10 protein-coding genes are annotated in these 13,888 nt (G+C 65.7%); 4 read left to right on the top strand and 6 right to left on the bottom strand.

All coding sequences use genetic code 11. From position 1 onward, the window contains the following. Positions 1-6: 6 nt before the first annotated feature. From glmM to AB0M74_RS27905, 5 genes are all read right to left on the bottom strand, one after another. On the bottom strand, positions 7-1,383 hold the full coding sequence (gene glmM / locus AB0M74_RS27925) for a phosphoglucosamine mutase (RefSeq protein WP_366529264.1): 1,377 nt from the start codon (positions 1,381-1,383) through the stop codon (positions 7-9). 219 nt (positions 1,384-1,602) lie between these two features. Then, positions 1,603-2,118 carry a 30S ribosomal protein S9 gene (gene rpsI, locus AB0M74_RS27920; RefSeq protein ID WP_366529263.1) on the bottom strand — a complete coding sequence of 172 codons (516 nt, stop codon included), beginning with the start codon at positions 2,116-2,118 and terminating at the stop codon, positions 1,603-1,605. Continuing rightward, positions 2,115-2,558 carry a 50S ribosomal protein L13 gene (rplM, locus tag AB0M74_RS27915; RefSeq protein ID WP_366529262.1) on the bottom strand — a complete coding sequence of 148 codons (444 nt, stop codon included), beginning with the start codon at positions 2,556-2,558 and terminating at the stop codon, positions 2,115-2,117. The genes rpsI and rplM overlap by 4 nt, the downstream gene beginning before the upstream one ends. A 144-nt stretch (positions 2,559-2,702) precedes the next feature. Then, on the bottom strand, positions 2,703-4,460 hold the full coding sequence (locus AB0M74_RS27910) for a hypothetical protein (protein WP_366529261.1): 1,758 nt from the start codon (positions 4,458-4,460) through the stop codon (positions 2,703-2,705). A gap of 64 nt (positions 4,461-4,524) precedes the next feature. Then, positions 4,525-7,017: an FHA domain-containing protein gene (locus AB0M74_RS27905; protein WP_366529260.1), complete on the bottom strand. Its 2,493-nt coding sequence runs from the start codon at positions 7,015-7,017 to the stop codon at positions 4,525-4,527. 105 nt (positions 7,018-7,122) lie between these two features. Between AB0M74_RS27905 and AB0M74_RS27900 the strand changes: the two genes are divergently transcribed. Next, positions 7,123-8,568, top strand: a complete 1,446-nt coding sequence (locus AB0M74_RS27900; RefSeq protein ID WP_366529259.1) for a metallopeptidase — start codon at positions 7,123-7,125, stop codon at positions 8,566-8,568. A gap of 67 nt (positions 8,569-8,635) precedes the next feature. On the opposite strand, the gene AB0M74_RS27895 is transcribed toward AB0M74_RS27900, so the two are convergent. After that, the gene (locus AB0M74_RS27895; protein WP_366529258.1) at positions 8,636-9,955 is read right to left on the bottom strand and encodes an FHA domain-containing protein; all 1,320 of its coding nucleotides are present in this window, start codon (positions 9,953-9,955) and stop codon (positions 8,636-8,638) included. Between the two features lie 144 nt (positions 9,956-10,099). Here AB0M74_RS27895 and AB0M74_RS27890 point away from each other — a divergent pair, with 144 nt between their 5' ends. From AB0M74_RS27890 to AB0M74_RS27880, 3 genes are all read left to right on the top strand, one after another. Continuing rightward, positions 10,100-11,302 carry a hypothetical protein gene (locus tag AB0M74_RS27890; protein ID WP_366529257.1) on the top strand — a complete coding sequence of 401 codons (1,203 nt, stop codon included), beginning with the start codon at positions 10,100-10,102 and terminating at the stop codon, positions 11,300-11,302. 163 nt (positions 11,303-11,465) lie between these two features. Beyond that, positions 11,466-12,671, top strand: a complete 1,206-nt coding sequence (locus tag AB0M74_RS27885) for a hypothetical protein (RefSeq protein WP_366529256.1) — start codon at positions 11,466-11,468, stop codon at positions 12,669-12,671. Positions 12,672-12,678: 7 nt separating this feature from the next. Continuing rightward, entirely contained in the window at positions 12,679-13,875 is a 1,197-nt protein-coding gene (locus AB0M74_RS27880; protein WP_366529255.1) for a hypothetical protein, read from the top strand. The last annotated feature ends 13 nt before the right edge of the window (positions 13,876-13,888 follow it).

The following is a 13,888-nucleotide window of genomic DNA, read 5'->3' as shown; positions in this document are numbered from 1 at the left end:
CCGATATCAGGCCGACGCCACCCGCTTCGCGAGATCGTCGGCGAGCTGCTGTGCTCGAACCGGATCGGTGGCCTCGACCATCACCCGGACCAGCGACTCGGTCCCACTGGGGCGCAACAGGACTCGTCCGGAGTCGCCGAGAACCCGCTCGGCCTCCAGCACCGCCTCGCGGACCTCGGCCGCGTTGGCGACGACCGACTTGTCGGCGACCGGGACGTTGATCAGAACCTGCGGCACCGTCTGAATCACCGAAGCCAAGTCGGCGAGCGTGCGGCGGGTACGCGCCATCCGCGCCATCAGTTTCAGGCCGGTGAGGATGCCGTCGCCGGTGGTGCCGAAGTCAGGGAAGACCACGTGGCCGGACTGTTCGCCGCCGAGGTTGAACCCGCCGCGACGCAATTCTTCCAAGACGTAGCGGTCCCCTACCGCGGTGGTGCGCAGGGTTATTCCGGCCTCGCGCATGGCGATGTGCAGACCGAGGTTGCTCATGACGGTGGCGACGAGGGTGTCCTCGACCAGCTCACCCGCCTCGTGCATGGCAAGGGCCAGAATCGCCAGGATGGCGTCGCCGTCCACGATCGCGCCGTCGGCATCGACGGCCAGGGTGCGGTCCGCGTCGCCGTCGTGCGCGATGCCGAGATCCGCGCCGTGCTCACGCACCGCACGGCTGACCTGGTCCAGGTGCGTCGATCCACAATCGTCATTGATGTTCAGGCCGTCGGGTTCGGCATTGATGGCGATCACCGTCGCCCCCGCCTCGCGGTAGGCGGCCGGCCCTACTTCGGAGGCCGCACCGTGGGCGCAGTCCACCACGACGGTCAGCCCGGACAGATCCTGCCCGGTCACCTCGACCAGATGCTCGACGTAGCGTTCGTGGGTGCCCGCCACGCTGTACTGATCGGGAATGACCAGGCCGTGATCGCGGGCACCGGACGCGTTGAGCACCCGTCCGATAGCGGCGCCGATCGGGCGCACCGGCGCCGCCTCGGCGATCAACGCTTCGATCCGGTCCTCGATCGCGTCGTCGAGCTTGTGCCCGCCCGCGGCGAAGATCTTGATTCCGTTGTCCGGCATGGGATTGTGCGAGGCGGAGATCATCACGCCGAGGCACGCGTCATACAGGCCGGTGAGATAGGCGACGGCAGGCGTCGGAAGTACCCCTACCGCAAGCACATTCACGCCCGCGGCGGTCAGGCCCGCGGTCACCGCGGCCTCCAGCATCTCGCCGCTGGCGCGCGGATCACGGCCGACCACTGCGAGCGCGCGCTTCTTGCCGCGACTCAGGATCTGCGCGGCCGCGCCGGAAATCTGCAGTGCCAGTTCCGGACTCAACGACTCGTTGGCGAGCCCGCGGACTCCGTCGGTGCCGAACAAACGTCCCATACCTCGCCCCTCATCGGTTGCTCCGCGGCGTACGCGACGGCCCCTGAAACGGTAGCCTGTCTCGCCGCGCCGGCCCCGCAAACGCCGCAAGTTGTTGATACAGCACGAGAGCAGGCGCCCAGCCGTGCTGGAAGCCTGCTCTCGCACAGGTGCCGCGTCGACCGCAGGCGTCTCCGACATAACCAGGATGACGGGAGACCGCGGGCGACGTAGCCAAAATCAGCGCTTCGAGTACTGAGGCGCCTTACGGGCCTTCTTCAGACCGTACTTCTTGCGCTCGACGGCACGCGGGTCACGCGTGAGGAAGCCGGCCCGCTTGAGGGCGGGACGATCGTCCGGGGTGACCTCGATCAGCGCGCGGGCGATCGCCAGACGCAGTGCACCGGCCTGACCCGAGGGGCCACCGCCGACGAGGCGAGCGTAGATGTCGAAGGACTCCGACCGCTCGACGGTCACCAGCGGCGACTTGACCAGCTGCTGGTGCACCTTGTTCGGGAAGTAGTCCTCGATGGTGCGGCCGTTGAGCACGAAGTTGCCGGAACCCGGCACCAGACGCACGCGAACCACGGCCTCCTTGCGACGGCCGACGGTCTGCACCGGACGGTCGATCACGATCGGGGCGAAGGTGGCCGGCTCGGCCTCGTAGCCGTATTCCTCGTCGACGACCTCGACGTTGCCGTCTTCGGCAACCGTCTCCTCGACGAATTCTTCGGTGTATTCCTCGGGCGCGGTCACTGGGCCACCTGCTTGATCTCGAATGGAATGGGCTGCTGAGCGGCATGCGGATGCGTCGGGCCCGCGTAGACCTTCAGCTTGCTCGCGATGGCGTTACCGAGCTTGTTCTTCGGGATCATGCCCTTGATGGCCTTCTCCACGAGACGGTCGGGGCGGGTGTCCAACACCTGACCGACAGTGCGCGACTTGAGGCCGCCCGGGTGCCCGGAGTGGTGGTGGATCAGCTTGTCCGCCTTCTTGTTGCCGCTGATGGCAACCTTTTCGGCGTTGATGATGATGACGAAGTCGCCACCGTCGAAGTTCGGAGCGTAGGTCGGCTTGGTCTTGCCACGCAGCAGATTCGCTGCCTGGACCGAAAGACGGCCGAGCACTACGTCAGTGGCATCGATGACGTACCACTTGCGGGTCACGTCACCAGCCTTGGGGCTGTACGTAGGCACAGTGCTTCCCTGTCTGTAGTCGGTGTTGCCGGCCAAGCGTGCGGTCGAGGCGATTCCGGCGGCCGGTGGAGACCCGGACCTCGACGAACATTCCACACGCCAACGGGCCACGATACCAGCCGCGATAGCGCGAACCGAAACCGGTCAGATCGTGATGGGCGGACCGGGGTCGATGGCGCCCGGCGGGCCGGGCACCACGAAGCGCAGGGTGTCGATGCCCGGTTGTGCGCAGTCCGGCTCGTCGGCCGCCGCGCCGCCCTGCTCCAACGCACCCGCCTGGTGTCCGCGCGCCGAGGCGATGCCCTGCCGGTGCTCGTTGGTGATCTGCGGGGTCAACGTGCAGGAAGCCGATGCGAGCCGCACCGGGCCGGGCTGCTCCCCGTCGGCGGGCATGGCCGTGAGGGCCAGCGCCACCGCGCCGAGCACGATGTTTGCGCCGAACAGGTTGTCCTTGAGCTTGTTCCACCGCTTACCCTTGCGCGCTTTGCCGTCGTCATCCAATTCGGGCGGCTGCTGCTGCCACTGCCCGTGCTGGACCTGCTCCGGACCGGTCTGCGGTGGCCCGTACGGGTGACGCGGACCCAACGGCGGCACCTGGCCACCAGGTCCCGGACCGGGCGGCGGCGGCGGCGGTGACGGCGGCGCACCCTGCGAGCGCTGTTCGTCGGGCTGCTGGCCGGGCGGCCTGGTGAAACGACTACCGAGCTCGGCCAAACCCGGCGGCAGGCCGCGGGGAACATCCTCGCGCGGGACCCGGGTGGTCGCGTCTTCGCTCGGGTCCTGCGACCCGACGGTCGGATATCCGGCTCCGTACTGCACAACCGCCTCCTGTCGGGGCTGCGACTGGTCGGGACGGCCGTGCATCGCCTCGCCCTGACGCGGCGCCGATTCGGGCTGACGCTGCGGTGGCTCCGCCTGACGCTGCGGCGCAACAGCCTGCTGCTGAGGCGCTTCGGCCTGATATTGCGCGGATTGCGCCGGAGGCGGCCCCGACAGCTCCGCCTGCCGTTGCGGCGCCGGTTCCGCGTGCCTGCCCGCCGATTCCGGTTCCCCGTTCTCGTTGTCGGTGGCCAGCAGGTGTGCGGCGCCCAGGACCAGCGCATGCATCGGATGATCGGCCACCTGCAACCGGTGCCCGAGATGATTCTGGAAGGCCAGCCGCAGCGCGTCGTTGAAGCACACATTGCCCGACAGCAGCACCGTCGAGGTGTCCGCGCCGATGGAGCGGGCCGCTGCCATCGCCTCGATCACCACGTTGTCCGCGGAGCGGGCGTCACGCATCGATTCCGCGTTGACCATGACGTCGACCGATTCGGTCGGCTGCTCGTCGTCGCCGTGCACCGCGACAACCAGCATGGTCCTGCCGTCGGAGTACACGCCGGTGGCACCGATACCGCGTGGGTTGCGCTCGTCGGGCGCGCGAACCAGCCCCAGCGCACGCACGTACCCCGACAGCGCGACACTCTCCGGCAGCGGCTCGACGGTGACGTCGAGTTGTTCGACCAGTTCGGCAAACACCTCGACTTTCTCGTCGGGCCAGTTGTCCGGGAAGGGCAGTGCCACCACATCGGGCTTACCGCGCAGGTATTTGCCGACCGCCGCGAGCGGGTTGTACATGCGAGCCCGCATCACCAGCTCCGCGGGCCAGGTCGCGCCCGCGATCACGATCTGCGGATGCCCGAGGATGTCGCGCACGTCGGCGATGGCCATCCCCAGATCCGGTCGCTGCCGCTCCACTCCTGCGGTGTGCAACCGCCCCGACGCATCCGCCAGCAGATACGCGGGTGGCGTATACGTACCTTCCACCTGCACCGGGCGGATCGGCATGCCACCGCCACCCGCAGCCACGGACACCACATCCCATCCGAGATGTACCGCCCCTACTCGCACCGTCACAGGCATAAGTGTGCCTGGTGCTCATCCGACACGCGCGGCGCGTCGGCGCCGGCACGGGTACCGGCGGGATTCACGTCGCCGACTTCTTGAGCCGCAGCCTGCGCCAGGTGAAGATCGCCAGGATCAGCGTGATCGCCACGAGCAGCGCGACGTCCATTCCCCAGATATCGGACTTGTGCTGCCAGAGCGTGTCCGGTTGCGCATTGAGGAAGACCTCGCGAACATTCACCGTCGACGCCCCCGCGGCGTACCCCCAGCGGGCTGGGAAAAGCCATGACAGCTGCTCGAGCACCACCCGACCGGTAACCGGGATCAGGCCGCCCGCCATCACGAGCTGCGCCATGATCATCACCACGAGCATCGGCATCACCTGCTCGTTCGACCTGGCCAGGCTGGAAAGCAGCAGGCCGAAGACCACACAGCAGACCGCGGTCAACGAGATATCGATGTACAGCTCGACGCTGCCGTTGGCGATCACAGAACCCTCGGCGGGCGCCTTTTTACCCGCGAGAGTGATGCCGACGAGCACCGCCGACTGCAGAAACGCGGTGACGCTGAAAACAGCGATCTTCGCCATCAGATACGCGGAGGGCTTCAGTCCGACCGCACGCTCGCGGAAGAAGATGGTGCGCTCGCCGACCAGGTCACGCACGGTGAGCGTGGAACCCATGAAGCAGGCACCGAGGATGAGGACCACCAACAGCTGCTGGGTCTCGCTACCGCCGGTCGGTGCGAAGGTGCCGTCCGGCAGCGCCGCGAGCGCGCCGCGTTGGAAGCCGTTCTGGCCGGGCACCACCAGCGACAGCACACCGAGAATGAACGGCAGGATCACCAGGAACGCCAGATATCCGCGATCGGCGAAGATCAGGCGCACCTGCCGTCGCGCCAACGTGGAGAACTGTTTGCCACCGCTGGATTGTGGTGGGCTGCCTGCATGCCCGGTCTGCGCGGGCTGCGGTGGCGGCGCCACCGCAGCCTGTCTGGAGCGGTAGGCGGCGAACGCCTGGTCCGGGTTCGCGGCGACCTTGGCGAAGATCTCCGCCCAGTCGCTGGTGCCCAGCGCGCCACCGACGCCGGCCGGGTGGCCGCAAAAGGCCGTCTTGCCGCCGGGTGCGAGCAGGAGCACCTGATCGCACATGTCGAGGCAGGCCACCGAGTGGGTCACCACGATGACAACGCGACCGGCGTCGGCCAGCTCGCGCAGCATCACCATCACCTGGCGATCCAGGGCCGGGTCGAGACCCGATGTCGGCTCGTCCAGGATCAGCAGCGACGGACCGGTCAGCAGTTCCAGCGCCACCGAGGCACGCTTGCGCTGACCACCGGAGAGCCGGTCGACCCTGGTGTCGGCGTGCTCGGTGAGCGAAAGTTCTTTCAGCACGCCGTCGATCACTTGCTGGCGATCGGCCTTGCTGTTGTCCGGCGGCAGGCGCAGTTCCGCGGCATAACCGAGCGCCTGACGCACGGTGAGCTGCCGATGCAGCACGTCGTCCTGCGGCACCATGCCGATGCGGGAACGCAGTGCCTCGTACTCGGCGTGCAGGTTGCGCCCTTCGAAGGTGACCACACCGCCGGAGGGGTTGGTGGTGCCCGCGATCAGCTTGGACAGCGTCGACTTGCCCGCGCCGGAGGGCCCGATCAGCGCGGTCAGCGTGCCGCGCCCGGCCTGCATATTGACATCGACGAGCAGCTGCTTGTTGCCCTCGACGGTGAACCCGACGCCGTGCACGTGCAGGCCCTGCTCGGCGACCGGCTTCTGCCGATGCACCAGGGTGCCCTGCTGGACGACGAAGTCGATATTGCCGATGGTGATGATGTCGCGCTCGCGCAGCACCGTGCGCTGCTCGCGGCGGCCGTTGACGAAGGTGCCGTTCGCCGAACCGAGGTCCTCGATCGTCAGCCCCTCCTTGGCTGCGACCAGGCGGGCATGCTTGCGTGAGGCCAATGGATCGTTGACGACGATCTGGTTGTCGGTGGTGCGGCCGATGTCGAGGCCACCGGGCGGCAGGCGGTCACCGCGAGCGATCTGCGAGGTGGACGGTCTGGCCCGAAGCGGCGGCAGTGACGAGGTGTCGGCCCTGGTCGTCATATTGATGTTGAGCTGCTGCGAGGGCACGTTCTGTGGCAAATGCCCGGACAGCGGCGACTGCGCGGACGGTGGCAGCTGCCCCGACTGCGGCGGTTGCCGATGCTGCTGCTGGTGGTGGCCCGGCGGCTGCGCCACGTGGGGGCGGGCCTGCCTGAGCGACGGGATAGCGGGAAGTAGATGCAGCAGCGGGCCGCTGATGGCATCACCGAGCCGAACCTGAGTGGGCCGATCGATCGAAACAGGCTGGCCGAGCCTGCGCGCATCCACGAAAACGCCGTTCGTGCTGCTGTTGTCGGTCAGTACCCAGGCACTCCCCTGCCAGGCCAGCGTCGCGTGCACGCGTGAGACGAGTGGGCTGTCGACGAACAGTGTCACTTCCGGCGCGCGGCCCATCGTGATCGGTGTGCTCGAATCGAAGACCCGTTCGGTTCCATCATGGCGCACGGTGATGGTCTGCGCCCCCGGTGAAGACATGCAGCGGATACTATTCCATCACCCGGACATCGGCGGTGCCCCCGATGCGCCATTACCCCGATCCGGCGACCGATGTGAACGTCTTCCGGCCGACCAGGGGGAGCCTTGCCGAAACTCCAAGCAACCGCGCTCTTTACGGCCGTACTGTGCGCGGTGACGCTGTTGGCAGGCTGCACCCGTTCGGTGCAGGGCAGGGCGGTCTCGGTCTACGACGATCCGTTCAAAGTGGCGGGTTTGCCGACCACCAGCGGGCCGAGCGGACCGCGCGACGGCGTCCCCGATACCGGCCTCGCGGCTACCAACGGTGACGGCGGCGCGACCGACACCCTCGCGCTCAACGCCGTCGACGATATTCAAACCTATTGGCGCAGCGAATTCGGCAAAGAATTCCAGGGCGAGTTCAAGCCGGTCGACAAGCTCATCTCCTGGAGTGCGAAAGCGCAGAAGAGTCAGGCTCCCGAGTTCTGTAAGGAAACCACCTATCACCTGGTGAACGCCGCCTACTGTCGACTGGACAACTCCATCGGCTGGGACCGTTCGGTGCTGTTGCCGACGATGGAGGAAACTTTCGGCAGAATGTCGGTGGTCATGGTGCTCGCCCACGAATACGGGCACGCCATCCAGAGTATGGCGAAGATCGTTGCGCCCAAGGACCCGGTGATCGTCAAAGAACAACAGGCCGACTGCTTCGCGGGCGCGTTCATGCGGCATGTGGCCGAGGGCGGCGCCGCGCATTTCACCATCAACACCTCCGACGGCCTCAACTCGGTGCTCGCCGCGACGGTCGCGATCCGCGATGCCGACCCCGACGACCCGGAGAGCGTGCACGGCTCGGCCTTCGAACGGGTCACCGCGGTGCAGATCGGTTTCACCGACGGCCCCAAGGCGTGCAAGGCTATTGATATCAACGAGATCGCACGACGGCGTGGCAATCTGCCGCAGAGTTTCACCGGCGACCAGGGCCGCGGCGAATACCCGATCACCAAGGACAACCTGATCGAGCTGAGCAAGGCGCTCGCCGCGATCCTGCCGATCGAGCAGACGCCGACCTACAACTACTCCGGCGCGAAGATCGACTGCCGCGACGGCGTCACCACCGAACCCGTCTCCTATTGTCCCGCCGAGAACACCATCGCGACGGATATCCCCGAACTCGCACAGCGCGGCACCTCCAACGCCGACATCGACAATCCGTTGCCACTGAAGGTGACCGGCGACTACAACGGCTATGTCGTCTTTATTTCCCGATACACCCTTGCCGTACAGCAGAGCAACGGCCAGCCGCTGGTCGGCGCCAAGACCGGATTGCGTGCGGCCTGCTTGTCCGGGGTGGTCACCGGGAAACTCGCCCAAGCGGGACGTCCGATCTCCCAGGGCGATATCACGCTCGCCGCGGGCGACCTCGACGAAGCCGTATCCGGACTGCTGACAGACGGACTGGCCGCAAGCGACGTACAGGGCCAGACGGTGCGAAGTGGGTTCTCCCGTGTCGACGCGTTTCGCGCGGGCGTCATCAACGGCGAAAAGACCTGTATGTCGCGATATTCGTGACCACTGCGCCCCCATGGCCGACCGTCCGGGCAGCCGGTCGGGGTGGCAGTACTCGCACGACAGCGGGCTAGCCGAACGGGGGCGACGCGGCGGGTTCGAATCGCAGGACGCGGTTACCGATCAGGATCTCGGTGCCCGGCACCAGCACCAGCGGTTGATTCGGTGGCAACCGCACCCAATCACGGTAGCCGGGCAGGCGGGTGCGGGTGCCATTGGTAGAACCCCGATCCACCACGGAAACATCCCAATTCACCAGCATGATCTCGGCGTGCGCGCGGGACATACCGCCCGAGGAGTCCTCGACCGCGAGCGGAATCAGGCCGCGCTGTGCCTGCTCGGAATGCTCGGGATCACGTCCGAGCACGGCATCCGCGGCCAGCACGTAGGTCATGCCGTCGTCGAGAATCAGCATGCCGAGCGGCGGACGGACCACCTCGATCAATTGCTGGGTCTGGTCGACCGGCATCCCGCACACGGTGCAGAACGCCGAGCGCGGATCGCTGGGATGGGCACGCGCACACTTGAATCCGAGCACCTTCACGGCGAGGACGGTGGCCTTGGCAGTGGCCTCCAGCCTGCGCCGCAGATCCGGATCCGGTAACGGCGCCGGGTTGATGCCGCCTGCCTGAGTCGGGGCGTAGTGCGGGTCGATGTCGTGGTAATCCGGGAAAGCATCGCCGTGCTGATCCCCAGCGGCATCGAGCATCGCCGTCGACGCCTGCGTCCCGGTCGGATACGGGTCCGCGTTCGGTTCGGCGGCAAGCGCGGGCCCTGCCTCGATGTGCGCGGTCGGTGGTGGGGTGCGCTGATGGTCGGCGGCCGGTCCGACCCCGCCGGACCTACCGCGCACCGGATCCGACCAGACGATAGCGCCGCCTGCCTGCGCGATGCCCTCCACCAGCCAGCCGATCCCCCGCTCGGCGGGCAGCTCGGGAACGCGCCCCTTGGCATCGTCGACGAACAATGCGACCGCCCGCGGCGGGACGCTCGCGACGCGATCGACAGTGAAGGCCGCGTCGCTGCCTCGATATCGCTCGATCGTGCCGTGTCCGGCGAGCACCGCGGTAACAGAGCCGTGCAGGAAAATCGCCACCCCACCGGTCTCGGCCGCGGACAGCACACCGAAATCGATCGGCTCGCCAGGGCTGATCTGTTCGGCGTGCTTCATTAACCAGCGGGTGGCCTCCCGCGCCACCAATGCGCCCGGCCCGGCGGGCCGCTGCTCGGTGGCCGTACGGATGAGCTCGGCAATGGAATCCAGAGCCAGCACCGCAGGTGATTGCGAAGTCGGCTTGCCAGGCCCACGATGGGCGACGACCACCACCGCGCCCTCGACTCTGGCGACCGCATGTCCTCCCGCGACGACCTCAACCTGCCGATCCTTCAACAGTATCGGCCCCCGACGGCTGTGGAGTGCGGGTTCGTCGTCACGACACCAGAATATGGCAATACGAGCGACACGATCTATTGAACCTTCTGCGTATGACTCCGGTAACTTCACATGTACAACGGGAGGAATGAGGGGCCTGTCATGGTTCGGATTTCGCGCATTGCGCTTGCCGCGGCCTGCATCGGGCTGGCGGGTGTCGTGACCGGATGCAGCGTGCCGGGCACGCCGACCGCCGGGGAACTGGACGTCCGCAAGCTGGAGGTCGGCGCCTACCAGGTCGACCGCCACAAGTACCCACAAGACGCGGGCAGCAACGGGGCGCTGCTCGAGGGCATGCGGATGTCGGAAGTCGTCGTCCCGACCGTTCGGGTCGACCCGGCGCTCAACTACGGCCGTGGCAGCACGTTGATCGCCACCGCCGAGGATGCCATCGACTTCCTGGCCAATGTGTCCAAGCCGATCCTGGAAAACCGCAAGATGGTCGTCGGCTATGCGGCCATCGGCGCGGACCGGCCGGATCCACCCGGCCAGAAGCGGCCGGCGCCGGAGGCCACCGCCGTCACCAACGTCGTGCTCCGTTTCCCCGACGAGGCCGCCGCGAAGCTCGCCGCCAGGGAGCTGGAGGACACCGATCTCGCGGTCTCCCCCGACAACCGCAAGCTCCAGTCGACGAAATTCCCCGACTCCTATAACCATTGGCGCCCTGGCGTTCCCAGCATCGGCACCTTCATGGCCTACAAGGAATTCGTCATCTCACTTTTCGTCCAACGTCCGAAGGCCGACGGCCCCGACCTGCTGAGCTGGGTCGAAAAGACCCTCGCCGCCCAGACCTCCGCGCTGGACAAATTCCAGGCCACCCCGCAGAACAAGCTCAGCACCTTGAAGGTCGACCCCGACGGCCTGCTCGCCAGGGTCGCGGTCGCCGACCGCAAGAGTCATACCCCCGACAGCGCCGGTTTCGCCATCTACGGAGCGAATTTCATGATCAGCTCCTCCGAAGACGAAGGCGTCCGCAAACGCCTGGTGGAGGAGACCGGTGTCGACCGTGTCGCCGTCGTCGATGCCAGTTCTGTGACGCGGGTGCGCGATTCCGCCGCCGCCGAGAAACTCATCACCGGACTCATCAGCAGCGCGGGCAGCCAGTTCGACCCGATCGGCGCACCCAACGACGTCCCCGGCGCAAAGTGCCTGAAGCTCAACAGCAAAGGCGATCCGGATCGCGAATACAAATACCGGTGCTATGTGGCGTACAAGCAGTACGTCGGCGTGGTGACCAGCGACAAAGAGCCTGACGTCCGACAGAAGGTCGCGGCGCAATACGCCCTGCTCGCCAACAGTCTCTGATACCAGCGAACGGAGCTTCCGCTGGAAAACTGATCTCGGTGCGGTATGCGCGAGTGAAGTAATATCCCGCGAGAACTACCGAACGAGGGGTGGGTGTGACGCCGGCCGTCGTCCCGGACGGACGAACGGACGATGGCGAAGGACCTGCCGGGACGGGGGAAGTATGAAGTACAGAGGCGGGCTGGCGGCGCTGGTCATCGTGGCAGCTGTGGCGAGTGCTGGTTGCTCGACCAGCGTCTCGGGAAGCGCCGGACCGGGATTGACGCCGGTGGATCTTCCATCCTTGAAGGTAGGGGCGTACTCCCCCGAACCCACCGGATACGACGCGGAGATCAGCACTCCGGGCGAATTGCGCCTCGTGGAGGCGCGTCGGATGCTCAACTACCTGGTGCATCCGTCCGATATCGACAGTGACATCACGGTCCTCACCGATGTAGAGCTGTTCTTCGATGGCGAACAGATGGTCACGTCGGATACATTTCCACAGCAGTATCGGCCTGCTGCTGTCGACAACAACCTGATTGCCGGCGCATATGTTTCGCGAATCAACGGCGACCTCCGGCATCGGAAAAAGTTGATCATTTCCGTCCTACGGTTCCCCACCGAAGCTGCCGGCCGAAAAGCAACCCAAGAGTTCGATCAGATCACCAACGCCGATCCCGGACGTCACCCGATTCCGATCGAGAACCGCCCCGATGCCAGGGCATCATCAGCAGACGATATAACCGCCATCTCGTTCGTGTCACACGGCCCATATGTCATTCTGGCCAATGCCGCGGTCCCGGAACCGAATCAACGTTCCCTTTCGAGCGTTATCGGGAAGACGATCGACCAACAGCTCGCCCGTCTGGATCAGCAACAACCCACCCCGCTGGATGATGTGCTGGATCTCCCCACCGATCCGGACAGCATCATGCGTCGAGCGCTGCCCAAAGCGAAGGATTACAGCGATCCGTTCATTTTCGATCACGACTTCGGTCCGTACGAACCATCCGGACAGCTTCATTTCGAGCGCAACCCTGTCGAAATCGGGAAAGCATTCGAGGAAAGCGGAGTCGATCTGGTCGGACGGCGCGCCGGGGTCATCTATCGGACACGCGATCTCGCTGCCGCGTTCCACTTGCAGAACGTGCTGGTCAAGGCTGGAAAGAATGATGAGGAGTTGGCCCCGCCGCCAGGGCTACCCGATGTCAGATGTTTGAAGCTCGACTCCTCCGACCCATCCCGGTCCTACGACGATCTGTGTGCGGTGGTCTATGGACGGTACGTGGCCGTCGTGATATCGAAAGCGCCCTACTCTGCGCGGTCGGATCCGGCGCTGTACCAGCGAGCCGCCGCCCAGTACGCAATTCTGGCAAAGAGCGAGTGAGGACGGGATGCGATCTCGACATATCTGGTGCGTCATCCTGACCGCTGCGATCGGCATATCCGCAGGCTGCGGTGACGGTGACACTGAGCCAGCCACTCGCGCCATCGACGCGGCCGCGCTGGATTCCGGCAACTACGCGACGGTTCCGCGAGATATCGAAGCGAGCCGAACGGAGACATCGGGAGCACGCCAGGAAGCCATCCGAATCGGTAACGCAACCCCCCTCCCAGCGGACGTAGACGGAAAGTTCGCCTTCAAAACAAGCATATATTGGGACCGGCGGATTACTCCCGGCGATCCGACGGCACTGCCGTCACTCAACACCAGAGACTTCAATGACCTCACCCCCGGTTTCATCGCCGGCTGGTACTCGCGTGGCCAGCGTCGCGAACAAGTCGGCCTCGGTACCGGATTAGATCTGTACACATTGCGATTCGAAAATAGCGCTCTAGCCCAGGCGGCCGCCGCACGAATCGCGGACCGTCAGCAAGAGTCTTCCCCCGGTGAGTCCATCAAAATTCCGGAACGGCCCGACGCCCGCGCGAAATGGAATCCGAAAAGTCGATATCTCGATTCGCAATTGGTAGATGGTCCCATGCTCCTGCTCGTTCACGTCGACGATCCGGTCAGCGAACCTGTGGACACGGCACGGCTCGTCGATCTGACGCAACAAACCTTCACTAAGCTGATCGAAGGATTGAAGGGCTATACACCCACCCCTGTCGATCAACTCCGATCGCTACCACTCGACGTCGACGGCCTGCTCAGCCGCACCCTGCCGCTGGACGACCAAGGGAAGCCCACCGACCGCGGCGATCTGTCGATGGCGCTGCCCAGGCAGGCAGCACTACATACCGATCATTACCCCACTCTCACCAAGGCCGCCTTCGACGACGCGGGCGTCGATCTGGTCGCGTTTTCCGGCGGCCAGCTCTATCGAACCCGGGATACCAAAAGCCCGGAGCGCTTGATCGCCGCTTTTATCGATCAGGAAGCCAAGGGCTATAAGGCAATCGATAGTCCACCACATATGCCCGGCGTGAAGTGTTTCGACACCAAGGATTCCAAAACGAGCAAGGACCGCTATTCGCCGGTGTGCTACTTCGGATATGACCGATACGCCGCGCGGGTGCAGACCAGCAGCGTGCAGCAGCTCTATCAGCGGACTGCGGCGCAGTACAAGTTACTTGCCTACGGACACTAGATGAGAACTACGC

This window comes from Nocardia sp. NPDC051463 (assembly GCF_040681975.1).
Lineage (GTDB): Bacteria > Actinomycetota > Actinomycetes > Mycobacteriales > Mycobacteriaceae > Nocardia.
This window is presented reverse-complemented; position numbering and strand designations above follow the sequence as displayed.

Coding starts and splice junctions, on each gene's coding strand:
- glmM (WP_366529264.1), bottom strand. CDS start 1,383: ATGGGACGTTTGTTCGGCACCGACGGAGTCCGCGGGCTCGCCAACGAG.
- AB0M74_RS27910 (WP_366529261.1), bottom strand. CDS start 4,460: ATGCCTGTGACGGTGCGAGTAGGGGCGGTACATCTCGGATGGGATGTG.
- AB0M74_RS27905 (WP_366529260.1), bottom strand. CDS start 7,017: ATGTCTTCACCGGGGGCGCAGACCATCACCGTGCGCCATGATGGAACC.
- AB0M74_RS27890 (WP_366529257.1), top strand. CDS start 10,100: ATGGTTCGGATTTCGCGCATTGCGCTTGCCGCGGCCTGCATCGGGCTG.
- AB0M74_RS27885 (WP_366529256.1), top strand. CDS start 11,466: ATGAAGTACAGAGGCGGGCTGGCGGCGCTGGTCATCGTGGCAGCTGTG.
- AB0M74_RS27880 (WP_366529255.1), top strand. CDS start 12,679: ATGCGATCTCGACATATCTGGTGCGTCATCCTGACCGCTGCGATCGGC.